At 55.9% G+C, this 25,476-nt stretch carries 19 protein-coding genes and 1 tRNA gene; 8 read left to right on the top strand and 12 right to left on the bottom strand.

The genetic code is table 11. The annotated features are described in order from the left end of the window. The first annotated feature begins 13 nt into the window (after positions 1-13). On the top strand, positions 14-1,048 hold the full coding sequence (locus tag ABSG49_RS01705; protein ID WP_424024366.1) for a PhoU domain-containing protein: 1,035 nt from the start codon (positions 14-16) through the stop codon (positions 1,046-1,048). 15 nt (positions 1,049-1,063) lie between these two features. Here ABSG49_RS01705 and ABSG49_RS01700 read toward each other — a convergent pair. The 5 genes from ABSG49_RS01700 to ABSG49_RS01680 all read right to left on the bottom strand — a co-directional run bounded on the left by ABSG49_RS01700 (position 1,064) and on the right by ABSG49_RS01680 (position 8,192). After that, positions 1,064-1,146, bottom strand: a tRNA-Leu gene (locus tag ABSG49_RS01700). A gap of 207 nt (positions 1,147-1,353) precedes the next feature. Beyond that, positions 1,354-2,259 carry a cation diffusion facilitator family transporter gene (locus ABSG49_RS01695; RefSeq protein WP_424024365.1) on the bottom strand — a complete coding sequence of 302 codons (906 nt, stop codon included), beginning with the start codon at positions 2,257-2,259 and terminating at the stop codon, positions 1,354-1,356. 72 nt (positions 2,260-2,331) lie between these two features. Continuing rightward, complete coding sequence (locus tag ABSG49_RS01690; protein WP_424024364.1) at positions 2,332-6,249, bottom strand: DNA-directed DNA polymerase II large subunit; 3,918 nt, start codon at positions 6,247-6,249, stop codon at positions 2,332-2,334. A gap of 171 nt (positions 6,250-6,420) precedes the next feature. Beyond that, positions 6,421-7,167, bottom strand: a complete 747-nt coding sequence (locus tag ABSG49_RS01685) for a PEGA domain-containing protein (RefSeq protein ID WP_424024363.1) — start codon at positions 7,165-7,167, stop codon at positions 6,421-6,423. A gap of 350 nt (positions 7,168-7,517) precedes the next feature. Continuing rightward, a complete protein-coding gene (locus ABSG49_RS01680; protein ID WP_424024362.1) occupies positions 7,518-8,192 on the bottom strand; it encodes a mechanosensitive ion channel family protein in 675 nt (224 codons plus the stop codon). Between the two features lie 200 nt (positions 8,193-8,392). On the opposite strand from ABSG49_RS01680, the gene ABSG49_RS01675 reads away from it, so the two are divergent. The 4 genes from ABSG49_RS01675 (at position 8,393) to ABSG49_RS01660 (ending at position 15,042) form a co-directional block, all read left to right on the top strand. Next, a complete protein-coding gene (locus ABSG49_RS01675) occupies positions 8,393-9,778 on the top strand; it encodes a PAS domain-containing protein (protein WP_424024361.1) in 1,386 nt (461 codons plus the stop codon). A gap of 142 nt (positions 9,779-9,920) precedes the next feature. Next, on the top strand, positions 9,921-11,291 hold the full coding sequence (locus tag ABSG49_RS01670) for a COG1361 S-layer family protein (RefSeq protein ID WP_424024360.1): 1,371 nt from the start codon (positions 9,921-9,923) through the stop codon (positions 11,289-11,291). Between the two features lie 12 nt (positions 11,292-11,303). Further along, complete coding sequence (locus ABSG49_RS01665) at positions 11,304-12,635, top strand: COG1361 S-layer family protein (protein ID WP_424024359.1); 1,332 nt, start codon at positions 11,304-11,306, stop codon at positions 12,633-12,635. 94 nt (positions 12,636-12,729) lie between these two features. Further along, positions 12,730-15,042 carry an efflux RND transporter permease subunit gene (locus ABSG49_RS01660; RefSeq protein ID WP_424024358.1) on the top strand — a complete coding sequence of 771 codons (2,313 nt, stop codon included), beginning with the start codon at positions 12,730-12,732 and terminating at the stop codon, positions 15,040-15,042. Positions 15,043-15,184: 142 nt separating this feature from the next. On the opposite strand, the gene ABSG49_RS01655 is transcribed toward ABSG49_RS01660, so the two are convergent. Both ABSG49_RS01655 and ABSG49_RS01650 read right to left on the bottom strand, forming a co-directional pair. Beyond that, positions 15,185-15,691, bottom strand: coding sequence for a HEAT repeat domain-containing protein (locus ABSG49_RS01655; RefSeq protein WP_424024357.1), 507 nt, complete (start codon positions 15,689-15,691; stop codon positions 15,185-15,187). Positions 15,692-15,783: 92 nt separating this feature from the next. Further along, entirely contained in the window at positions 15,784-16,902 is a 1,119-nt protein-coding gene (locus ABSG49_RS01650; RefSeq protein WP_424024356.1) for a DUF1646 family protein, read from the bottom strand. 177 nt (positions 16,903-17,079) lie between these two features. Here ABSG49_RS01650 and ABSG49_RS01645 point away from each other — a divergent pair, with 177 nt between their 5' ends. The 3 genes from ABSG49_RS01645 to ABSG49_RS01635 are packed head-to-tail and all read left to right on the top strand — an operon-like array spanning position 17,080 to position 19,575. After that, on the top strand, positions 17,080-17,277 hold the full coding sequence (locus ABSG49_RS01645) for a hypothetical protein (protein ID WP_424024355.1): 198 nt from the start codon (positions 17,080-17,082) through the stop codon (positions 17,275-17,277). A gap of 15 nt (positions 17,278-17,292) precedes the next feature. Next, complete coding sequence (locus ABSG49_RS01640) at positions 17,293-17,613, top strand: hypothetical protein (RefSeq protein WP_424024354.1); 321 nt, start codon at positions 17,293-17,295, stop codon at positions 17,611-17,613. A gap of 27 nt (positions 17,614-17,640) precedes the next feature. After that, positions 17,641-19,575: a V-type ATP synthase subunit I gene (locus ABSG49_RS01635; protein ID WP_424024353.1), complete on the top strand. Its 1,935-nt coding sequence runs from the start codon at positions 17,641-17,643 to the stop codon at positions 19,573-19,575. A 682-nt stretch (positions 19,576-20,257) separates the two neighbouring features. On the opposite strand, the gene ABSG49_RS01630 is transcribed toward ABSG49_RS01635, so the two are convergent. Genes ABSG49_RS01630 through ahaC form a run of 5 tightly spaced genes read right to left on the bottom strand, consistent with a single transcriptional unit; the run spans position 20,258 to position 25,475 of the window. Next, positions 20,258-20,923, bottom strand: coding sequence for a V-type ATP synthase subunit D (locus ABSG49_RS01630; protein WP_424024352.1), 666 nt, complete (start codon positions 20,921-20,923; stop codon positions 20,258-20,260). Positions 20,924-20,929: 6 nt separating this feature from the next. Next, entirely contained in the window at positions 20,930-22,348 is a 1,419-nt protein-coding gene (locus ABSG49_RS01625) for a V-type ATP synthase subunit B (RefSeq protein WP_424024351.1), read from the bottom strand. Further along, a complete protein-coding gene (locus tag ABSG49_RS01620) occupies positions 22,345-24,084 on the bottom strand; it encodes a V-type ATP synthase subunit A (RefSeq protein ID WP_424024350.1) in 1,740 nt (579 codons plus the stop codon). The genes ABSG49_RS01625 and ABSG49_RS01620 overlap by 4 nt, the downstream gene beginning before the upstream one ends. 4 nt (positions 24,085-24,088) lie before the next feature. Next, positions 24,089-24,409 (bottom strand): V-type ATP synthase subunit F, encoded by a 321-nt coding sequence (locus ABSG49_RS01615; RefSeq protein ID WP_424024349.1) that lies wholly within the window; start codon positions 24,407-24,409, stop codon positions 24,089-24,091. Beyond that, complete coding sequence (gene ahaC / locus ABSG49_RS01610; RefSeq protein WP_424024348.1) at positions 24,402-25,475, bottom strand: ATP synthase A1 subunit C; 1,074 nt, start codon at positions 25,473-25,475, stop codon at positions 24,402-24,404. Before ahaC ends, ABSG49_RS01615 begins: the two co-directional genes overlap by 8 nt. Between the last annotated feature and the right edge of the window lies 1 nt (position 25,476).

The following is a 25,476-nucleotide window of genomic DNA, read 5'->3' as shown; positions in this document are numbered from 1 at the left end:
TATGGTGGGAAAGATGGAGATACGGCGCGTACAGATGACCGGGGGAGCATCCTTTGTGGTGACACTCCCCAAGGATTGGGCGGAATCACAGAAAATAAAAAAGAACGATCCGGTCGGGCTCACGGTGCAGCCGGACGGGACGCTCCTGGTGACCAAGAAAATAACCGAGGACCCGGTCCAGCGGGTCAAGGAGATTGACAGCAGCAACATTACGGATCCTGCCTTCCTGTTCCGCCTCCTGATCGGGACCTATATTACCGGTTTTACCATGATCCGGATTACGACAAAACAACGGTTTCCGCCATTTGTCCGGACAGTGGTGCGGGACTTCACCCAGATGACGATCGGGCAGGAAGTGGTTGAGGAAACGGAAACGGTTATCGCCATCAAGGACCTTCTCAACCCGGCAGAGATGCCGTTCGACAACACGATCAAGCGAATGTTTGTCATCGTCAAGAACATGCATGAGGATGCGATCACGGCACTCGAGACTCATAACAAGACCCTGGCAAATGATGTCATCAACCGCGATATGGATGCGGACCGGCTCAACTGGCTGATTGCCCGGCAGACCAACATGTTGATGCAGAACGCATCGTTGTCACGGAAGATGGAGATCTCTCCAGGTCTTGCCATGCACTATTATATGCTCAGCCGCATCATCGAGCGTGTCGGAGATCATGCGGTCCGGATTGCCGAGCACACGCTCCCGATCATTGACGTGGACTTTGACAAGAAGTTCATGAATGCCATCAAGAAGTCAAGCGCTATGTCGCTTGAGATATTTGAACGGAGTATCGTCTCGTTTTTCAATGCGGACATGAAGGAAGCCCACCGGAATATCGAATCGATCACTGCATTGGAGAACATCTGCGGCGATATCAACAACATGGTACTCAAGCAGGACACGCTGATCGCTCTTAACATTGCGTACATTTCTGAGAGTATCCGCAGAGCCGGGGAATATGCCGGTGATATATCCGAAACGGTCATCAACCTGCTGGTGGATAATGAACTCGGGCCCCAGAGAACAAAGTCTGGAAAGTAATGTAGGTTAAATCAATGCGAGAAGCAGGAGTCGAACCTGCGAACCCCTACGGGAACGGATCTTGAGTCCGCCTCTGTTGACCACTTAGATATTCTCGCTCAGAATAATGTTGATGCTAGCATGTAAAAGGTTTGAGTTTTTATGAATGTGCTCTTATACCAAACCTGGTCAATAAATCTTGAGTCTATCACCGTTGGCGAGACTTTGCTGTCCCCGCACCTGCGGGGACACTGTTGGCGACGGGGATACATAAGGGCACGGATCATGAGACCCGTCATACCCCGCGCAACCCGGAACCATGGCTGTCAGTCGTCGTGCCCTTCGAGGGAATTGTGAACCGGTTCAACAATTTCGCAATCGCTGCACTCCTCGCACTCGAACTCTAGTGTCGAATGACGAATATGATAGTTTTCCAGCCGCTTCTTGATCTCCCGTTTCATTCCCTCGATTTTTCCTGCATCCCGCTCACAGGAATACACGTGGGCATCAAGGATGTTAATATCGGAGCTGAGGCTCCAGATGTGGACGTGGTGCACCCCGGAGACCCCCGCTACGGATGCCATATCCGCAACAACTACATCGAAATCCACGGACCGGGGAGTGAACTGGAGGAGAATCAACAGGGTCTCGTGAAGGATCCGGGCAGCCGAGAACATGATCATCACCGCGATGATCCCTGATAAGATCGGATCGGCAAGTGTCTGCCCGGTCAGGGAGATCCAGATGGCGGCTGCGATCACCGCAACCGATGAGATCGCATCCCCGACAACATGAAGGAAGGCACTCCGAACGTTCAGGTTATGACTGCCATGCAGCAGAAATGCTACTGCTATGTTGGCGACAAGACCGGAAACAGCCACAACACCCATCAGCAGACCCTGAACCGGGGCGGGATTCTGCACCCGCAGGTATGCCTCCCAGAGAATCCCGGTGCTGACCGCAATGAGCAGCAGAGCATTGATAAGAGCGGCAAAAATTTCCGCTCTCAGAAACCCGTACGTCCGATCTTTGGTCGGGAGCTGTGTCGCGAGCGTGAGCGCCCCAAGCGAGAGGAGAAGGGCAAGTACATCGCTGAACATGTGTCCGGCATCGCTGATGAGTGCCAGCGACCCTGAGATAAACCCCCCGGCCAGTTCGACAAGGAAGAACACCGTCGTTATTATCAGGGCCAGCTTCAATGATTTCCCGTTATCCCTGTGCATATGGGCCATTACCTACAGGAATGTAGCAATCGTATCACTAAAAAGGATACCCGGTCAGGGACCGAACCGACCTAAAATGGATCACATGAAATCCGCAAGGCCGAGCTGCTGCTGCTTCTCCTCGCCGAACGTGGAGGTGATCGCAAGGTCAAGCACCTCGACCCGCTGCTTGGTGTACTCCGAGACCTTGTACTTCCGGCAGATCTCGCGGGACATCTCGAGGTATTTCTTCACCGAGCCCTCGTGCACCGTGGGGATGATGTTGCCGTTGCAGACTCCTTTTCCCCTGAATTTCGTGCATTTCCCCGCGAGCGGCATCCGCCGGTAGCTCGTGTTGCACTTCGTGCATCGGAACTTCTGCTTGGAAAAGGCCGAGAGGTTGCCCATGAGGTCGCGGATGAAGTGGGTGGTAAGTACCCGTTCTGCCACGTCATCTGCATCAACGGCACGAATCTTCTCGGCAAGCACCAGTTCTGCCTCGAGCTTCTCGGTCATACTCTTGAGCTGGGTATACATTGATTCGACCGGGCCCGATGATATATCGGAAGTATCATGGGTGAACTGGAATCCCTCAACCTGGGCCGGTGTCCCGATCCTGTTTTCAACGCGGTCGATGAGTTTGACGATCGTTTTTGGCTCTGCATACACAAGGGCGCTGGTATAGATCTCGATCGGGTAATGGTCGCAGACATCGACATTGAGGGCTTCCTTGTCGATCTCGGCCGGATCGATCCGGCTTGTCAGGACGAGCGGGGCGTCCATCGAGCCTCCCCGGTTCTGCGGCAGGAACGAGCGTGAGAAGTTGATCAGGCCGTCAAGGAGGAGCATGATGCAGTCCTCGTCGCCATCGCACTGTCCGGTGAAGATGCCGTTTGCCACGAGCGTATGGTCGTCTGCTACCGTCAGGCAGTAGACCCGTTCCTCGGGCGAGGGGACGGGTTCTGCGAGACGGATAGTGTCAGAGATGACACACGAGCCTTCGAAGACCGGCACCGCGTCGCCGGGCCTGAGCTCCATCGCCTTGACCTTGCGGAGGTAGCCCGTGTCCCAGACCAGCATCGCGTGCTCGGGGGTAACCACGAGATCCCTGCCACGCGAAGTGGTGAACCGTATCAGTGTAACCGGGGAGCGATGGATGGAGACCGAGGTGATCTTCCGGAGGTGGATCTGGCCATTCGAATCAACGGCACGGGTGTAGAACGGCCGGGCCGGGTCCGAGTAATACGTGCCGAGCCGGTCGAGGCCAGGCCGGCTGAGGTCGAAATTCTCCAGCACAAATTTCCGGATCGGGGACTTTGCCCAGCTCTTCCCGTCATACATTTCGATTTCGGTATCGCCGTAAAAGCAGTTCCTGCGCTTGGCGGCGTGGAAGAACGGGTGGGCGTACCCGACATTTGCCCGGGTAAACCCGACGATCCGGGCAAGGACACCGGCGCTCGTGTGCGGTGCAAGGCCGATGACAAGGTGCCCCACGAGATCAGCAGGTTCCTTCACCTTGTAGAAGGGTTCGAGTCCGTAACATTTCACAAGAAGGTCATCCATGAACTGCGCTACACTGACCATGTATTCGGCACAGGAATCGGAGACAAGGAGGTCCTGCGGGTGGAGCTCAACTACCTGCGAGCCGTTCTGGAGATCATAGCCTTTGGTGTCTTTCGTGTAGCCGAGAGCCCGAAGTTTTTCTACCGATACCCGCACCTCGTCCGGGCGGATGTGTGTAAGGGGGAGGTCAATCATGTCAAACCGGGTCGTGCCATCCTTGAAGACAAAGATGTTCTGCCGTGCCCGCAGGATGCCCTTCTCCATCGCCTCCACGGTCTTCTCCCGGGAGATCACCCCTTTCACTCCTTTGACGAGGGCGACGCTATCGGGTTTTATCCCCAGTCGCTCCATCGCCTTGCCGTACTCGGCCTTTACGTTCAGGGTGATCCGCTGGCTGCAGGTGGCCGGTACATTGCAGCCGGGACACCGGTCCTGCGTGGTCTCCCGCCCACATTTCGAGCAGGTGAATACTGCAACCGTGTGGCCCCCGCACTTTTCGCACCGGTTCAGGTACGTAATCTCGTTGCAGGACGAGCACCGGCGCCGGCCGACTTCGATCTCGATAATCCCTCCCTCTTTCTGGAAATCAAGATCCGTATTCTCCGCGTCTACCTCCTCCGTATGGGTTGAAGCGGACTGGAAGGAGCGCCTGCTCCCGCCCGAATCGCCGAGAGGGAAGAGGACATGAGGCGGCGGGTTCATCTTCCGGGGCTTTGATTTGCCCGGCCTGCCCATGCGTCCGCCGATCCGGGTCCCGGACCGTGACCGCATCTTCATCCCACTCAGGTGCATTACCAGTGCCAGCGGAATTGCGACGGCCGGGGCGGTCTGCCAGGTCTCCTGCTTTTTGAGATCCCCGCTAAGCCCGAGCCCGGCAATGAACGAGAGGTATGTCCGGATTACGAGGGTGTCGTCGCGGACTTCGTGCGGGATGAGAAGTGTCTCCAGGGACTCCTTGACTGCAGGATCGTTCGGGCAGTGCAGGCCATCCTCCTTTACGCTTCCTTTTGTCGACACATGCTCCGCAAGGGCCCGTATCTGGTCCGTTGAAATATCGTCCCAGAACCAGGTCCAGGCAGGGTAAAGGTAACCTCCATTCCGGGCATACCCCAGTGCCTCCGGTTCGTCCTTCGGGAGTTTCGCTCCATCCCCTGCATCGAGCAGCCACCACTCCTCGCAGTAACCGGCGGGCACAAGCGGGTGGTTGTTCTCGAGGAATTCCCCATAGGAAATAAGGATCTCACCAACATCGAGGATCTTCTCAATCCCGGCGGCGAGGCGTTTTGCGGTCGCCTCGTCATCGATCCGGAGCACGTCCCCGTTCTGCATCCTGACGGTCGGCCCTTCGATGGAATCAACCGGCACGACACCGCAGGCTTTTCCGGGGCGCTCGGTCTTCATCTGCGTGCCGGTAGCGAGGAACTCCCCGAGAACGTAGAGGGTCGCAGGGTGCATTCCCGCAGCAGCAAAACCGGTATTCCGCGATCTCCCGTACCGAAGCCTGAAACCCCCTTTCCGCATCGGATAGGAGAAGACCGGCCGGCCGCCGATCAGGTCGCGGAGGTACTTATCGAGCGGCTTGATACCCACGGTTTTCTCATCGTCGCCACCTTTTGCCGCCCCGGCGATCAGTTTGTCCAGCCAGTCCCAGCCCCCCATCTTCATCTTCTCGACCCGGCTCTTGAGTTTGCGGGCCTTGCCGGCGATTCCTTCCCCGATAACAAGCGCCATACCGCCCCGGACAACATTCGTTTCCACCCGTTCGAGATTCCGGTGGCCGGAGACCTCCTCCTGTTCGGTCGCTTCCCCGTCAATGCAGACCGGGCAGTTCTCGATGATCAGCCGGATCTCGGCTTCGCTCGGGAGATACTGGAGGTTCATAATGGAGTTGTACTGCCGGATCTCCTCGATGTACCGCTCCACCTCCTCCTGCCGCGGGATATACCGGTTGATACCGAGTTTCTGGCGCACGTAGTCGCCAACCAGCACCGAGAGCGCCTGTGCCGTACCGCCGGCGCTCCGGATCGGACCTGCGTAAAAGATCATCAGGTACGAGCTCCCGTCATCGTTCCTGCCAAGGCTGATCTTCGCGATCCCTTCTGTGGGAGCGGCCACGACCCCTTCGGTCAGAAGCGCCATCGCCACCCGGATCGCGTGGTCAAGCACCTCGTCGTTGTTCTTCTCCCCGAATTTACGGGCAACGAAATCGTCCCCGATCCGGAGGGCGACCTCTTCCCGGGACATCTGCTGTTCGAGCTCACGGATCCGGACTGCCACCCCTTTGATCCCAAGGAGTGCCTCCACCCGGTCCGCAAGATCGCTTGCAACGGGAATCTCAACCTCAGTGCTGGGATCGAGACCGCGGGAGCGGGCCTCTTTTGCTATCGCAATGGCACGATAAAGGTCATCCAGTAAGGATTTCTCATAGGCCTCCATCGCGGGCGAAAGCTTGAGCATACGGGTACGGTTGGGCCGGACGGGGATTTATGGATGCTGATTCGGGCAGGATCGGGACGGTGGGCAGAAAAATCCCATCATACCCGATGTATGGTAACACCCGCTGGCTGCGGGGAGAAAACGAGGGCCGGGATCCTATAGCACGAATCCCGGGGCATCTCACCAACAGGTTTACTGTTTCTTCTCTTCTTTTGGCGCTTCCTTTGGCACTTCCCCTGGCTTATGCGTGTAGATGGTCGCGCCTGCCCCGATGATTGCAGTAATAATCCCGATTATGGCGGCAATCACCGTCGGGTTCCCTAATGCCCCTCCCGAGGAGGTCTCGGTGGCGGTTGGCTGTACGGTAGTCTCGGGCACGACAGCAGTTGCGGGGGCAGCCGCTGTCGCCACGATGATCTGGGCCGCTCCCCCGCTTATGGGATGAAGGGTGCCGTATACGGGGATAATCTGCCCGGCAACGACATAGATCGTTCCTTCATAATCGTTGTATCCACTCATTGTCAGACGGATCATGTGGTTTCCCAGGGAGATGCCGGTCACGTTTACCGGGGTCATCCCATGATATACCCCGTCAATAAGGATTGCGGCACCCAAGGGGGACGAGGCAACCGTCAGTTCGCCAGCTGAAATCTGAGTCGTCTCGGTTGCTGTTACGACGTTCGTTGCTGTGATTGTCGGGATCGGGGTTTGAGTCGTCGTCGCGGTGGATGTTATCGGCACCACTGTTGTAGCATTTGTAGCCACGGTAGCATTAGTTGCTACCGTGGTGACCTGCGTATTCACCGTTGTTTCCAAGGTTGTTACGTTGGTTGTCGGAATAGCCGTAGTGTTCGTAGTATTGCCTGAATCTGCTAAAACAGGCACTATCACAAAGGCAATCGCGATAAGGATGATAAGATGCCTACAGGTCATCTTCATGATATGATCTCCAGTTTACATATTCGTTCATGAACATCTGACAACACCAGGTTTCCTTTCGTGAGGTTTGTCCCCATTGCAATCCGGATATTCCGTTAGCGCAACCTTCATCGTGGATCTGGTTGCAGGACCATTTCACGGACCCCTTCAACAGAGACCTGCTGGCAGAGAGATCATGGTTCAGCAAATTATTGCGTGGGCTGTCATGATGAATGTTGCCAGACCAGTCTGCAGGTTTCGTCATGGGAAAAAGAGAGGGATTGATTATTGAGGGGTGCTGCACCGGTTCTTAACATGGTGCCGAATATCAACCGGATTTCACCTTGGTACAACCGGGGGCACGATATCGGTTATTTCGAAATCACTTCCATCACTTTGTTCATGATCTCCTCGCTCCGGTTCTTCATGCCGAACCAGACAACGATCGCGATCGAGGCGCCAAGCCCAATACCAATACCCCAGAATATCGGTGTAATGATCGTGTAGATAATGGTCAGGTCCAACAGCAGCTGCGAGAGCGCCAGCATGACGACAACGAAGTACAGGAACAGGCGGACCAGCAGGAGCACCGGGTTGAGCAGTTCAATGCTGGAACTTTTGTAGCTCTGGAAGAAGTCGATGAAGAAATCGACAAGGATGATACCCACAACGAGGATAACAATGAATGCGACGACATGGGGGATATACTCAATGACTTTGGTCATGAACGCGCTGAGATAGTCCAGATTGAGGAGATCGACTGCAGCAAGAATGGCGATCAGGTAGACAATGCATCGTACAGTAATATCTCCTATATAACCGAACGAGACTGGGGCTTTCGTAACGGTTTTGCCCAAGTCCGATTCGCCGATTGCCTTGGTTGCGGTTGCTGTGGTCATTGCCTTGTCAATAACGATACGGACTGCTTTTCCGAGCAGACGTCCTACAACCCAGCCAATAATAAGAACAACAAGTGCTCCGATAATGGCAGGAAGTACTGCCACTACATTTACTAATCCACGGGAAACTATGTCCATTGTTACCATACTTTAAACTCCTGATTATCTAGCACATTTTAAGATAGAGCTGTAACATACCATGTTACATACACTACAGTAGTTAGTTGGGTGATAATAATATTTAAAAATATCACTGAATAAACAATACACTTTGGTGATTAACAACAATTATAAATCTTGCATACAATAGTTCTTAGGAAGGTCGCGTTACCCGGTTTGACACCATCATGATGCAGGACTACCAGCAGGAACTCACCGTAATACGGGATCTCCTCAAGAAGAACCCGAACGGGATGAGTGTAACCGATATCTCAAAAGCGCTGAAAAAGAACAAGAACACGATCGGGAGATATCTCGACATCTTGCTCATCTCAGGACAGGTCGACATGCGGACCTATGGCATGGCAAAGGTGTACACCCTTTCGCAGCGCGTTCCGCTGTCGGCTATGCTCAGTTATTCAAAAGATCTGATCATGGTGCTGGACAATGAATCCCGGATCGTCGATATCAATGGAAATTTTTTAAGCCTCCTGCAGCTCTCGCGTGAGGATACGGTGGGAAAAAATATTACCTACCTGCGATCACCTGAGGTGGATGTTCATGAACTTCTCGATACGATTAGAGCCGATATGGGAGATCGCGAGACCACCGTCACCTTCCATGTCAAAGATAAAGGGGAAAGAATCTTCCACCAGAAATGCGTCTCTACGGTCTTTGAAGATGGCAGGAAAGGTATCACGCTGATCCTTGAGGATGTCACGGAACATATTCTTGCCGAGCGGGAAATCCGGGAGAGTGAGGAGCGGTTCCGGATGATGGCCGAGAATATCCGTGACGGTCTTATTATCATGGAAAATGGTAAAAATGTGTATGCCAACAGCCGCATCACTGAAATCGCCGGGTATTCCTTCGAAGAAATCTGGGCAATGAAACCTCTCAATCTTATCGCACCGGAATGCTATGATGAGGTAGCGCAACGGATCCGGGATATCGAGACACACCCCGACAAACCCGGTGACCTCCTGATGTGGATCATCAGGAAAGACGGGACGCGGCGTTTCATTTATGGCCGTATCAGCACAGTGCGGCACAGCGATACTCTCTACAGTTTCATTATATTTACCGATATTACAGAACTCAAAAACCAGGAAGCCAGGGTGCGTGAGAGCGAGCAGCGGTTCCGGATGATGGCAGAGAACATCCAGGACGGCCTTATCATCGTTGAAAATGAGAAGGTCGTGTTCACGAACCGTCGTATCAACGAGATTTCGGGATATTCATCCGAGGAGATGGCCACAAAGGGGATCCATGGAACTCTCATTGTTGAAGACATGTCGACAATCTCAGCCCCGGGCATGATACCCATTTCAGAAAAAGGCAGGATCGAAGAGATCGTTAAAAACGTACAGCCGGACTCAGAGACCCCCGGAGAATTCAAAGTCTGGATGCGGCGTAAAGATGGCACACTGCGATTAATCCAGGGAAAAGTCACTGCTGCCCGTCACGGGGATATTACCAACACATATATCACCATGTCGGACATCACCGACTTTGCGGAGCGGGAGAAGAATCTGCGCGAGCGTATCGACGCACTTCAGGAGCTCTTGCACTGAATCACCAGTCTTTACTCCTGCACTTTTTCTCCCGGAATGGTCTCTACTCTTTATCATCAATATGTATAACCCATAAGAAAAGTATTTTAATACTATAACTTCTAACATTAGTGATACATTTGCAATATAGCGTGAGATAGTTATGACCGTTCGTGAAAAAATTACAATTTCCGAGAACAGGCTATCCGGTTTTCGTGGAAACACGGGGTACCGGAGCCGCAATGTCTTCGCGCTCCTGATCCTGACCGGGATCGCGATAACATTTATTGCAGTATCACCCGTAAGTGCCGGATCCCAATATATGGCCGGAAGTCCTGAGCTTTCCGCGGTGATAGCCGGTAGCAATGAGCTCTCTCCGGGCAACGAAGTACAGCTCGCGGTTGTCATCCAGAACACCGGAGTAAACCAGTTCAAATTTGTAAAATCGGGCATCGTTGATTCGGATGACCTCCCGAATACCGCAAAATTCCTCACCGTGACCCTTGATGCAGGCAACTCTCCGCTCATTGTGAAGTCCGATCCCCAGATGCTCGGTGACCTCAAGGCAAGCGGCACATCAACCGCAAAATTTACGGTTAAGATCCCATCAGATGCTCCTGCGGGTACCTACAGCCTCCCGGTCCTGTTGAATTATACCTACATGTATACCGCCGATCAGTATGGAACTGACACGATCCAATACACCTACAAAACCATGAACGAGACCCTCCAGATTCCCGTAAAAATTAAGTCGGACGTCAGGATCAACGTTCTTTCTGCACAGGTCAGGGATCTGAATGCCGGCACGGAAGGGTACATCACCATGGAAGTGCAGAATGTCGGTCACGAGGATGCAAAGAAGGCCGTTGTAACCATTGCACGGAATGATGGGAGCCCGGTCATACCCACGGAAGGCAGTGCCTATGTCGGTGATTTCCCGTCCAATGGGACTGCGACCTGTATCTTCAAGACTTCAGTCAATTCCGGTGCAGAAGCCCAGAGTTATCCCCTTGATGTCTATGTAAAATACGAAAACCATGACGGGGATATGGTTACCTCCGACATCGAAACGATCGGTGTCCCGGTCGGGGGAAAAATAGATTTTGAGATCGTCTCGGACCCGCAGACCGTCACGGCAGGCCAGAAGAAAGTGATCACGGCAAAATTCAAAAACACCGGCGGCGCAACCGCATACCAGGCCCAGGCCCGTGTCAGCATGGTCGATCCCTTCACCAGCAATGATGACTCGGCATTCCTCGGAGATCTCGCACCCGGGGAGACGAAAGAAGCGTCATTCCTGGTCTCAACGGATAGTGCAGCAACAGTGAAACAATATGGTATCGATAGCGAGATCCGCTACCGGGATGCCCTTGACAATACCGTGATCTCGGACACGATGAAACTGAACGTGAACGTTGTTGCCGGTAAAAGCATCATTGCCCAACTGACTGAAAACCCAGCGCTTGCTGCAGTAGTTGCCGTACTCGTCATTGCTATCGGGTATTTCTTCTACCGCAGGAAAAAGTCCCAGTAAGGTGGATTTTTTATGACCTCCACCAGTTTTTCCGGGTATACCGGCGCAGTGCTCGCGATGATCTTTCTCTGTGTCTGTAGTGCTGCCATTGTTGCACCGGTCTCCGCGGCAACGAAGTACCTCGGGGGCTCCCCGTCTTTCTCCGCCAGCGTGATCGGGGTCAACGAGTTTGTGCCGGGCGAAGATGCCACCATCAGCGTCCTCGTGAAGAACTCCGGTGTCGATACCATGAAACAGCTTGACTTGGGCACGATCGATGCGGAAGACCTTCCCACCACGGCAAAATTTGTCACCATCGGGCTCATGTCCGGGAGCGATGCCATCGTCATCAAGACCGATCCGCAGATGGTCGGTACGATCCCTTCCAGCGGGGCCGGGGTCACGGTAACATTCAATGCAAAGATCTCCACGAATGCAACCACCGGCGAATATCAGCTGCCGCTTGCCATCGGGTATGAATATCCCCGGGTAATCCGGCAGGAAAAAGCGGATGTATTTGAGTACACGTATACCGCAGCCAACGACACGCTTCCTCTCACCATCCATATCAAACCCGTAGTGAAGATCGCGGTCCTTGAAGCGGTCCCGGACCCGATGAGTGTGGGAACCGAAGGGTACCTCCACTTGAAAGTCCAGAATATCGGCCCTGAAGACGGTACCAAGGCGACCGTGAAGATTGTCCGGAGCGGGAGCAGTGCGATCATACCGACCGATAGTACAGTCTATATCGGGGACTTCCCGAGCGGCGGTGTCGTCGAATGCAAGTTCAAAATTTCTGCATCGACAGAGGCGACGAACCAGACCTATCCTGTTGATGTCCTTGTATCCTATACAAACCGTGAGGGAGCGATCGTCACATCAGACACAGAGACCATCGGTATCCCGGTAAGTGCAAAGACCAGTTTCACCATCATCTCACCGGAGCCGGCGATTGCAGCCGGATCAGAGAGCACAATCGCGGTCCAGTACCGGAACAACGGGAATTCAACCGTATACGACGCCCAGTCACGGATTAACCCCCACGGCCTTGTCACCATCGATGACAACATAGCATACCTCGGGGATCTCAAGCCAGGGGAATCCGAAACTGCACAGTATACCGTACAGGTGGACGGGACAGCGGAGCCCGGGGAGTATTCATACGACAGCAAGATCCGGTTCCGCGATGCTCTTGGCAACAGCCAGGAGTCGGACACGATAACCGTGAATCTGCAGATTCTTCCGGCAAAAACAGGGACTGTCGCAGGACTTCCGCTCGGCACGGTCGTTGCCGCGATCATCCTTGTGGTGATCGCCGCGGGCATCGTGCTGCTGGCATACCAGCGCAGAAAAAAACTGCAGTGAGACGCCATGACTCCGATGCGTGGACTCAGACTTCAGATTACCATGACCTGTTACAGGTACCTTACAGAGAACGGGCAGAACCGGGGAGAGGCGAATGATTAAGGAACTCTTTGAAGGCATCGCGAAGACGATCATCAAGAGGCCGAAACTGGTTGCCGGCTTGGTTCTCGTCATCTTCTGCATCGGTCTCTATGGCATGACCATGCTTTCCATGCAGACGGGATGGGAGACCTATGTTTTCAAGGACTCCCCCGCCGGCACGCTCGAGTCAAAATATAATGATGACTACCAGTCAAGTACGATTATCCTCATTGTCGAAGCCGGGAACCCGCTGAGCCCGGATGTCCTTGCGTATATCGATAATCTCGAAACAGATCTGCGGCAGCAGCAGAATATCAAGAGCGTACAGAGCATCACTGATGTCCTGAAGGCATACAATGGAGGGACACTGCCCACAACGCAGGCTGACACGCTGCGCATTGTCAATACGATTCCCGAGAGCACCCGCTCCCTAGTCTATCCTTCCAACGTGCTGACCCTCGTTCAAATGCAGATCACTCCGGGACTGTCCGATAATGTCCAGACCTCCACCCTGAACAACGTAGCATCGATTATCGACAATTCCAACGCACCTCCGGGAGTCACAGTCGAAATGTCCGGCTCCCCGGCATTTACCCAGCAGATGAGGACCGGACTTTCAAGCAACATGGGCATCCTCATTGGCGGTGCCATGATCCTGATGATCATCACAATGGGGATCCTCTTTGCCTATGTCCGCCACCGGTTCATGCCTGTCCTGCTCGTGGGGATCGGTCTTATCACCTCCCTTGGCCTGATGGGCCTGGCCGGTATCAATCTGAACATGGCGGTGATCGGGGCCTTCCCGGTCCTGATCGGTCTGGGGATCGATTACGCGATCCAGTTCCACGCCCGGTTCGACGAGGAAGCGAGGAAGGGATCCCTTGATGATGCGGTCTTCATGACCGTGACCCGTACCGGCCCCGCGGTCATGTACGCGATGCTGGCGACATCCATGGGATTCCTGGCCATGATGGTCTCGACCGTCCCGATGATCAAATCGTTCGGTGTGGTGTCCATCATCGGCATCAACACCTGCTTCTGGGTGTCCTGTATCGGCATGCCCACCATCGCCCTCCTGGTGAATTACAAGCCCAAGCCGCAGCAGACCGGAGAGTGCTATGCCGTGGGGACGAATGCGTGCGATACCGTCATCGATAACCCGAAAAACCGCACCGGGAAGAAGAGTTCCTTCTCTTATGGCCAGTTCCTCACGGAAACCTCGGTAAAGATTGCAAAGAACCCGGTACCGGTCCTGCTCCTGGCCGGTCTTATCGCCCTCATCGGGTTCCAGATCGACCCGACCATCCCGGTCAGTTCTGATGAGAACTCGTTTGTCCCCTCAGATATGCCGGCCAAGATCAACATCGACAAGGTCACCCGCGTCATCGGGGCAACCAGTACCGCAGACCTGCTGGTCCAGGGCTCCCGTGTAACGGATCTTGATACGATAATGTGGATGAAGGATTTCCAGGACTATGAGCTGGCGCACCATACAGAAATGACCGGTGCGACAAGTATTGTCACGTATATCCTCCAGTATAATGGAGGCGTGATGCCGGAGACACAGGCCGAACTCGACACCGTGCTGGCGAGAATACCGGATGATACAAGAACATCCTACCTCAGCGACCCGATGAGCGGGATCATCCGGTTCAGCACCGCTGAAATTTCGATAACCCAGCAGAACAGCCTGAAAGAGCAGGTGATCAATGATATTGCATTCCTTGAACCACCTGTTGGGATCTCGGTACAACCTGCCGGCAGTTTCGAGTTGTATACCACACTCTTAGGGGCCATGTCTAAATCAAAGGATACAATGACCCTTCTCGGGTTCATCTTCGTCGGCGCCTTCCTGCTCCTCGTGTACCGGCACCTCCACGCGATCTCTCCGATGATCCCGATCATCTTCGTTGTCGGCTGGAACGCGGTCATGATGTATATCATTGGCCTCACGTACAACCCGCTCACGGCGACACTGGGATCGATGACAATCGGGGTTGCCGCGGAATACACCATCCTTGTCATGGAGAGATACGCAGAGGAGGAGGAGCGGCTGCATGATCCCATTGCCGCCATCCAGGAGAGCGTTCAGAAGATCGGCAGCGCCATCACGGTCTCGGGTCTTGCCACCTTCTTCGGGTTCTCCGCACTCCTCCTCGCGACATTCCCGATCGTCAGCAACTTCGGTACCTCGACCCTTATTGCGGTCGCGTTCTCGTTGATCGGCGCGATCTTCATCATGCCGGCAGTGCTCTCCGTTGTGGGAGGTCTCGATGAGTGGCTCAAGGCAAGGAAAAAACAGGGAGCACATGAAAGAAGCGAATGAACACCATTCAGTATGTCAGTACGAATTCATAGGCTTCCAAATCATTCCCTAATTTTTAAAAAAAAACGGACCGGTAAAAAAATACTGCATGCATCCCGCGGGACACGTGTTCAATCCAGAAAGTGCAGGCAGAAATGCCTTCTCACTCATCTTTCCCGGCATGCTCCACGATCACCGGCAGACCGGTCTCACCCATCTGCCAGAGCGTCAGGGTGGCACAGGACCGGATGATCTCGTCCGCGTCATCGAGCCGCTGCCGGAGGGATTCGACAGCCGGTGCGCCGATCCGGCAGAGCGCCTGTGAGAGGAAACCCCGGAGTTCACGGTCATCGCTTCCCATCGCCATGATCAGGGGCTCAACTGCCGGGCTGCCGATCTCCCCGAGCGCTGCGGCAGCGTAACGCCGGAACTCCCGGCCGTTATTACCCTTCATCGCATCGATCAACGGGACGATCGTTGCTTCCCCGATCTGGGAGAGTGCCACGGCAGTATACCAGCGATGGTCATTGTCCTGCGCTTCCGCGAGTGCTTGGATCAGGTGGACGATTGCTGGTGTGCCAATCCCACGCAGTACCGCGATCGCGTCGTGCCGTACGTCGATCGCCGGGTCAGCCAGTGCCGCGATCTGCTGCGCAATCTCCTTATCCATGACCTGATTCCCACCAGTTCGTATCATAGGTAACACTGATCTGGGTACTGCACCCACATGGTTGTTTCCATTTTCCGGTCGCCAAGTACCGGTTACCCAATCCCCAGCCAGCCGGGGACAAAGATGATGACAAACAACGAGAGCATCAGCGCCATCCCGAGCGGGATGCCGACCCGTGCCCATTCACTGCTGCTGATCCCGAGCTTGCAGGCCGCAATGATGTTGGGGATGTTGCCGGGGATGAGCATCCCACCGGCGATCAACAGTCCCATGAGGGCGCTCGTGATCTGCTGGGACGACAGGGCGGGACTGATCTCCGCGGCGGCAAGGGTCGCGTTGTCGAGCACGGCAGAGACGATGTTGATCCAGTACAGCCCGGCAGACGGGATCATAATGACATACTCGAGGATGAGCGGCTTGAACCCCTCGCCGAGGAAGACGAGCGCCATGATGAACAGGTACACCTTGCCGGCCCGGACCAGGATCTCCGGGACCGTCTCCCGCTCGACAAGGCATTCGAGATGCTCGTTCCCGGTATGGCTCTGCGAGAAGAGAAAGACCCCGACAAACCCGAGGACGACGATAGTCGGGAGGATATACCATCCCAGCTTTTCAAAGAGGTACGTGAATCCCGCATGATAGGGTACTCCGGACAACTTGGAGATGACAATGGTACTCAGTGGTTCGCCCAGCGGGGTCAGCCCGGCCCCGAGGCCTATCGAGAAGCACGCGACCACCGCGATCTCCACTTTGGCTTTCCTCACCACGGGAAGGGCATTGACAATCTCGACAAGGATGATTGCGGCGAGGATCGCGGAGATGATGCTGGAGACAAACCCCAGGATGACAATGAGTGCAAAGACCATCCATTGCAGGGAGAAACGGCCGACCATACTGACGATCGCTGCCTGCAGCCGGTGGTAAAAAACATGAAGCAGGAGCCCGACGAGGAGGACGATCTGGACGATCCCGATGGGGATACCAAAAAAGCTCGCGATGTTCAGGGGTGAAAGCAGCGCTTCGGTGACAATGGCAAGGCTCCAGCCGGTCTGCTCGCCGGGGATAGTCATGAACCCGGCAATCGTCAGGGAGGCAACGCCGCAGGCAAACAGGAAGACCTCAAGGTTGTGCTCGACACATTTTACCCGGAACGGGAGGATGAGGACAAGCGCGAAGATGATGATCAGACCGAAGTTTGCAAGCACGTCCATATCCAGCCTCCTCAAACGCCCGGCAGGTGTTCTGCAGCCGGTTCCTGCCGGAAATGTGGACGCCCGGAAGATTAATGGATTCCTTTTATCACCGCCTTCATGCCCCGGGGTAAGAAAGTATATATCCAACATCGATGGTATAGGCAATTGATCATCTCTTAAGGGGCGTGTGGGTGGATGGCACAGGACCTCATGAAGACAATCAGTGTACTGCAGAATACGGCAATCGGGAATTGCCGGAAGCGGATAGAGGATGCAGCACTGAGGGCAAAAGGGATCATCGCGAGCAATCCGCCGGATACGGATGCTCCGGGACCGTGCCAGAAACCCCAGTGCGGGGTGACCTCAGTCATGAAACGGAAGCACGGACTGTAAGGAGGGGGAGACAAAATGGATACGGAGAAAACACTCCTGCAGCAGATACGGGACAAGGAGCACGATCTTTCCCTGAAGGTTGATGCTGTCCGGGCGGAGACGGAAGCGTCCGTGGCCGCTGCACGGACCGAGGCGGAAGACCTGCTCTGCACGGCAGATACGGCGGGGAAGACGACCGCCGAACAGGTGTACTGGAAGGAGCGGGGGAAGACCGAGATCGAGATCGAAGCACTGAAAAAAGCGGCTGAACGGGAGAGAGAGACCGCAACGGTGCGGGGAGAGCAGAACCTTCCTGCCGCTGCGGAGCGGATCGTCAGGTACGTGACCATGGAATGAAACCGGGAACGCCCGGTAAGGAGTCATATGCTCCAGAAGATGAAACGGATCCAGGTGATCGGGCCAAAAGATGAGCTGAGCCGGGCAGTCGACCTCCTGTACCGGGCGGGCACCGTCCATCTTGAGAACGCGCCGGAGCTTATTTCGCGGGCCGAGATCTGCCTAGGCAGTGTCAGACTGGAAGATGCAGAGAAGGCAGAGGCGGTCCTTAACAAGATCAGCGCGATCTTCACCACCCTCCCCGTCATCGCAGATGATACGGCAATCCAGGCGCTAATCCGGGCTTCTCTCGAAAAAAAGACCCACGCTGAACTCGTCGCACGAGCCCAGGAGATCATTCATACCCTTGAGACAACGACCCGGGAGCTGGCTGCAAAGAAGAGCGAACTCTCCCTCTCGATCACGGCGCTGAACCGGTACAAAAAGGTGCTTGATATCATCCAGCCGGTCGAGAAGGAACTGCCGGTACTGGAGGGATTCGAGGTCACGATCCTCCTCATCCAGGAGGAGCACCGTGACGTCCTCGAGCTGATCAAAAAAGAGCTGGACACGATCACCGGCAACCGGTTCGAGATGACCGCAACAACAGTCGATGCCGAGACCCTCGCTGCCATTATGGTCTTTCCCAAGAAGTATTCCGAGGAGATCCACTCCTTCATCTATTCCGTGAACGTGAACGAGGTGAGGCTCCCGAAGGAATACATCGGCAGGCCTTTCTACGAGATGTACACCCTTCTCGAAATGAGCAGGATGCATGCGCTGGACGAGATCGCCCGTACCGATGCGGATCTGCTTACGCTCTCGAACACCTGGTACCAGGAACTTGTTGTCCTCAAAAAGCAGCTCGAGAACATCCTCGGGGAACTCGGCGCGTACCGGAACTTCGGGCTCTCGGATTATACGTTTGTCATCATGGGATGGATCCCGAAAAAGTTCCTCAAGAAGACCAAGCGGGCCCTGCACGAGACTTTTAATGACCGCGTGGTCATCTGCGAACTCCCGGTGACGGAGAAGGACATGGAGAAGGCACCGGTCTTTTATGACAACCCCTTCTGGGTGAAACCCTTCGAGCTCATCATGCAGCTCGTTGCCCCGCCGCGGTACCGCGAAGTCGACCCGTCCCCGGTCCTTGCGATCTTCTTCCCGCTCTTCTTCGGGATGATGGTCGGCGACATCGGATACGGGATCGTCATCCTTGCGTTTGCGTTTGTGATCCGGCACCGGTTTCAGGCCGTCGCGTTTGCGAAGAGCCTTGCCGATATTCTCATCATCTCATCGATCCCGGCGATCATATTCGGGTACCTGTTCGGGGAATTCTTCGGTGACCTGGGAGAGTCCATGGGCTGGCTCCACCCTATACAATTTCTCGGGATAACCTGGAACCGCGTGGACGCGATGATCCCGATGCTCATCTTTGCCATCTCGCTCGGGGTCATCCATGTGTCCTTAGGCCTTCTCATCGGCCTCCGGAACGCGATAATCATGAAGAGCAGGAAACACATGTGTGAAAAGTGCGGCATGCTGATGATGATTTGCGCACTCGTCATCCTTATGGCGATGCTTGCCGGTGTGTTGCCGGATGTCGCGATTTACCCGGTGGTCATTCTCATCGTCATCGCCCTGCCCCTCATCCTGATGGGGGCGGGGGTCTTCGGCACGATCGAGGTGATGAGCACGGTCGGCAACATCCTGTCGTACGCCCGTCTGATGGCAATCGGCATGGCCTCGGTCATCCTCGCCATGGTGGCAAACCGGCTTGGCGGGGCATTCCAGTTTGCCATCATCGGCATCATCGTCGCCATCCTGCTGCACGCGCTCAATATCGTGCTCGCGATGTTTTCCCCCTCAATCCACGCGATGCGTCTCCATATCGTGGAGTTCTTCTCGAAGTTCTACGAGGGAGGGGGCGTGGCGTACAAGCCGTTCAAGAAAGAGGCAGAGACGAAGGAGCCAAGTCAGTGAAGAAACCGTCAATCTTCCCGAAATACCTTTTTTGACCATCACAGGATCCTATAGAGCAGTGTCAAGGTTTTTTCAGCTCCGCTGGTGCACATGGCCATGATCTGCAAAACCTGTTTTACAGGAAGTTTTAATCAAATTTAGTCCGGATCGCAACGTGCCTGCGATCGCGATATTCATTTTTCAAATGCGATCACATGGGTCGTTTGAAAAATTTTAAACGCGATAAAACCGGAAATCCAGCTGCCTCTTACATCTGATATAGCTTCATTTCCTGTGGAGATTTTTCGGGCTTCAGATCGCGAAAATGATCGCGATTGAAAAATTTTAAACGTGATCAGTGGGTCGATTGAAAATTTTTGATCGCGATCGTATGGTTGCTTGAAAAAAGTTAAACAGATCTTCATGATTGAATAAGCGTTGTGTGCAGGCTTGAGCTTGGTGCAGCTAGAAAGTGGGATGTGGTGCAGTTTAATGATTAGTGTGGTGCGCTAAGGAGGATAGTAAAGCTATTGTGATCCCACTTATTGACCTCCAGAGACCACATTATAAAAACGATGCCTTACGCGCAAAACGCCCGTCGGGTTTTGCGCTACTCACTTACCTTGAAAAAATTTATGTTATGCGATTCCAGATGAAATTCGGGCTGGCATCTGGTCCCACATCCTGCCTTCACGTGTTCACTTCACTTCGACGCACTCATCTTCTTCATCTTCGCCAGCTTTTTCTTCCGCTCCAGGATACTCTTGACCTTCTTGAGCCGGAACAGGTCCTCCCGCTCCCGCTCCTCGATCGCGTTCTTGATGTACTTCGCCTGGCTCTTGAGTTCCGGGATGAGGATCTGTTCGAGAGCGTTGACCCTCCGGCGGTTCATCTGGATCTCGGACCCCAGCCGCCGCATCGCTGTCTCGGTTTCGGCCAGCCTGATCAAGAGGTCCAGCTCCACCTCATACCGCTCCGCAGTCTCGTCGATCCGGGCGCTCGTGGAGATGATCCCGTACCCCCGCTCGAGCATGCTCTTCGAGACGCGTTTCTTCTCGATCACCGGGACCGGGACGCCCATGATATTCTTGCCGGTGATACCCACCATGATCGACCGCCGGGTAGCAAACGAGGCAGACTTCAGCGTGACCGGGTCGTCAACGCCTTCCGCGATCATCAGCGCCTGGTCCGCTGCCCGGGAGATCTGCTCCAGCTCGTCGCGGGAGTCCGAGACGCTGCTTAAGATCTTGAAGAATTCCTGGATGAGCGCGTCCATCTTCTCCCGCAGGAGGTCGCGGCCCTGCTCCGCGAGCTTGATCTGGGCCTTCTTCTTCATCAGCTCCATCCGCGTGGGCTTGACCTGCTCCATGGCCGTTCAACTCCCTGCAGTCTTTTCTGCGGCCTCCTTCGCCGCCGGGTGGTATTTTTTGATGTGCTCCCGCTTGATCCGCTTGAGTTCGTCTACCGGCAGGGTGGAGAACAGATCCCAGGCAATGGAGAGCGTGGTCTCGATAGAACGGTCTTCGTCACCCTGTGTGATGAACTGCCGCTCGAACCCGTCCGCGAACTTCAGGTACTTCCGGTCGAGGTCCGTGAGTGCCTCCTCCCCGACAATCGCAACGAGCCGCCTGAGGTCGCGCCCATAGGCGTAACTGGCGTAGAGCTGGTCCGCCACGCCGCGGTGATCCTCCCGGGTCTTGCCCGGGCCGATGCCGAGGTTCATGAGCCGGGAGAGGCAGGGCAGGGCATCGACCGGCGGGTCCGCACCGCGCCGGAAGATGTCCCGCGAGAGGACGATCTGGCCTTCGGTAATATAGCCGGTCAGGTCGGGTACCGGGTGGGTGATATCGTCGTCCGGCATCGTCAGGATCGGGATCTGGGTGATCGAGCCGGTCCGGCCTTTCAGCCTCCCGGCCCGCTCGTAGATGGAGGCAAGGTCAGTGTACATGTACCCGGGATATCCTCGCCGGCCGGGCACTTCCTCGCGGGCAGTCGAGATCTCGCGGAGCGCCTCGCAGTAATTGATCATATCCGTTAAGATCACGAGAACGTGGAGATTATGGGTGAAGGCAAGGAACTCCGCAACCGTGAGGCCGCACCGCGGCGCCGCCAGCCGCTCGACCGTCGGGTCGTCGGCCAGGTTCATGAAGAAGACCACCCGGTCGAGCGCTCCCGTCCGCTCGAAGTCCCGCATGAAGAACGAGGCCTCCTTATGGGTGATGCCCATCGCGACGAAGACCACGGCGAACTGCTCCCCCTCACCCCGTACCTTTGCCTGCCGGGCGATCTGGGCGGCGAGCTTGCTCGCCGGCAGGCCCGAACCGGAGAAGATCGGCAGCTTCTGGCCCCGCACGAGCGTGTTGAGGCCATCGATTGCCGACATACCGGTCTGGATGAAGTCCGCGGGCTTGTCCCGGGCGGACGGGTTGATCGGCGTCCCGGCAATGTCAAGCACTGCCTCCGGGATGATATCGGGGCCGCCGTCCCGCGCCGTCCCAACGCCGGAAAAGATGCGGCCCAGCATATCCATCGAGACGTTGATCCGTGCCGGTTCCCCGATGAACCGGACCGTTGTGCCCACGAGGTCGATCCCCCGGGTGCCCTCGAAGACCTGGACGACCGCATGGTCTTCCGAGATGTCGAGTACCTGCCCGGTCCGCACCTCTCGGTCCCGGAGGGTGATCTTCACCATCTCCCCAAACGATGCCCCGAGGACCCCGTTGACGAAGATCAGCGGGCCGGAGACGTAGTCGATCGTCCGGTACTCTTTTGTCAGCAGCGGTGCCTGCTTCATTTCTCCACCTCCAGTCCGGTGATCTTCTCACCGATCTCGTCGATCATGCCCCGGATAACATCCACCTCTCCCACATCCTTCATCCGCCCGATCGTCGCCTTCAGCGGGAGCGCCTGGATCTGCCGCAGGCTGACACCCCGGTTCATCGCGAGGTTCCCCTGCTCGTAATACGTCATGATCACCTTGAGCATCAGGTACTGCTTATCGATAGGACAGAAGGAGTCCGTGTCGCTGTAGGCGCTCTGCTGGAGGAAGTCCTCGCGGATCATCCGCGTCACATCGAGGATCACCTTCTCGCTGTCGGGCAATGCATCCGGGCCCACCAGCTGGACGATCTCCTGGAGCTCGACTTCCTTCTGGAGCAGGTACATCGCCTTCTCCCGGAGTTCCCGCCAGTCGCGCGCCATGTTTTTGTCATACCATTCCGTGATGCTGTCGAGGTAGAGCGAGTAGCTCTTGATCCAGTTCACCGAGGGAAAATGCCGGCGGTAGGCAAGGTTCGTGTCAAGGGCCCAGAACGTACCCACTACCCGCAGCGTGTTCTGGGTGATCGGCTCCGAGAAGTCCCCGCCGGGCGGCGAGACCGCCCCCACGACCGTGATCGAGCCGGTCCGTTCGCCGGCACCGAGACAGACGACCCGGCCGGCCCGTTCATAGAATGCCGAGAGCCGGGTCGCGAGGTAGGCGGGATAGCCCTCTTCGCCCGGCATCTCCTCGAGCCTGCCGGAGACCTCGCGCAGCGCCTCGCCCCAGCGGGAGGTCGAGTCCGCCATCAGCGCAACATCGTATCCCATGTCCCGGAAGTATTCCGCGATCGTGATCCCGGTGTAGATCGAGGCCTCTCGGGCAGCGACCGGCATGTTCGAGGTGTTCGCGATCAGGATCGTCCGCTCGATCAGGGGGAGTTTCGTCCGGGGGTCGATAAGCTCGGGGAATTCCGCGAGCACGTCCGTCATCTCGTTGCCCCGCTCCCCGCACCCGATATAGACCACGATCTGGGTATCCGACCACTTGGCAAGCGTCTGCTCCGAGACGGTCTTTCCTGTCCCGAAGCCGCCCGGGATCATCGCCGTCCCGCCTTTTGCTACCGGGAACATGCAGTCAAAGACCCGCTGCCCCGTGATCAGCGGCAGGACCGGGTCGAGTTTCTTCTTATGGGGGCGCGGGATCCGGACCGGCCAGCGCTGCAACATCGGGAGCCGGACCTTATTGTCAAGCACGCAGACAATATCCTCGACCGTGAACGACCCCGCCTGGATCTCCGTGACCTTCCCGGACACTTTCGGGGGGACGAGGACCCGGTGCTCGAACTGGAACTCCTTCACGGTCCCGATCACATCGCCGGACCCGAGCTCGTCACCGATCTTTGCCACAGGGACAAAATCCCATCTCTTCGACCGGTCGATCCCGGGTGCAGTGATGCCGCGGCCGATGAAGTCGCCGCTCAGTGCAAGAAGGACCGGCAGCGGGCGCTGGACGCCATCATAGATGGAGGCGAGGAGGCCGGGGCCCAGCTCAACGGAGAGGGGGGTCTCTGTGTTCTCCACGTTCTCGCCCAGCGTGAGCCCGGTGGTGTCCTCGTACACCTGGATCACCGCCTCGTCGCCCTCAAGCCGGATGATTTCGCCGCGGAGCGCCTCGGTCCCGACTTTCACCACGTCATACATCTTGGACCCCTTCATGCCCCGGGCCATAATGACAGGCCCTGAAATCCTTGAGATTGTTCCCGTTATCATACCTTCACCTCTTCAGCACGATGTTGTACCCGATCGCCTTCCTGAGGAGGCGCTCGATATATGTCCGCCGGTCCACCTCCCTCGATTTCGAGGGGATCGGGATGATGAGCGGGCGGTGCATCTTCTCGATCCGGTCCATCAGTTTCTCATCGAGAGAGAGCATGTACTCCTCGTTCACCGCCACGATGCCGATATCATCCTTGTGGAGCAGGGGAGGGATCACGGTCCTTGCCTCCGCCACGTCCTTTGCCTCGTAGACCTCCGCCCCGGCGAGCCGGAACCCCGATGCCCGGTCGCTGTCCGTGACGATGACAAACTTATACATACACGAGTTCCTCCCTGAGGTTCTCGACGGGGAAATCCGCGGTCTTGCACCGCGAGATGACCCGGATATTGGTGATCTCGTTGTACTTTGCCCAGAAGTATCCGATGAGCGAGGCGACGCTTAAAGGGTCGCCCATGAACGATCTGACTCCCTGCTGGACCAGGTACCGCTCCAGCTGTTTTTCGATGACGGAGATCTTCTGGGCCTTCAGGGCAGTCTCGGGTGTGCTGGAGAGGAAGCGGTACCGCTTGGAGTATCGCGTGAGGTACCACGTGGTCGCGAGCGTGGCAAGGGCGTCGTCGATCGTATGGAGGGAAAGGAGACGGTCGATCATCGCAGAGTCAACCTCCAGTCCCCCGTCAAGCAGGAACTTTTTTGCCTCTTCCGGCTCGACATGGTCCCGGATCATCCGCAGGATTGTCTTGATGTTTACCACATCGATCTCGAGAGAGACAATATCACGGATCATCACGTTGTTGGGGGAGCTGGTTTTTACCGCGAGGAGTGCATCCTCGTAATAATACCGGTCGAGCGCACACTCGAGCATGCCGAGGTCCCCGGTCTTTGCGAAGTCCGGGAATGCCGTCGTAAGTGGCCGCGCATACGAGATTTCCCACGTAGCAAGCAGGTCGATCACTGCCTTTGGGTCCTGCTGCCGGACGAGCTCGGTCAGGGTCACCTCGTCCAGCTCACCGGCAGGTATCAGACAGTCAAGGATCTCCTCGTTGGTCACATGGATGTTCTTCCCGCGGAGGATCGTCTTGATATTCTGGACATCCCAGCGGTGGAGGAAGATGCTGATGAAGAGTCTTGCTTCCCTCTCCTTTGAAAAATTAAGGACATTATGGAAGGTCCGGACGAAGTTATTCCGGAGGGCGTGCTCGATTGCGGGCATGCCGGAGTACCTGCCCCGCGCCTCGATAAGGTCCTCGCGGTAAGCAGTCTTCTCAAGCTCGCTGATCAGTGAGTCGAGATCAGGCTGGAGGATCAGGTTGTCGAGCGTGTGGTGATCCAAGAGCCGGCTCTTCATCCCCCGCATCCGGGCATTGATGTATCCCCAGTCCATG

It is taken from the genome of Methanoregula sp., assembly GCF_049510175.1.
Taxonomy (GTDB): domain Archaea; phylum Halobacteriota; class Methanomicrobia; order Methanomicrobiales; family Methanospirillaceae; genus Methanoregula.
Note: the sequence above shows the minus strand (reverse complement) of the source record. Positions and strands in the feature narration are given on the sequence as shown.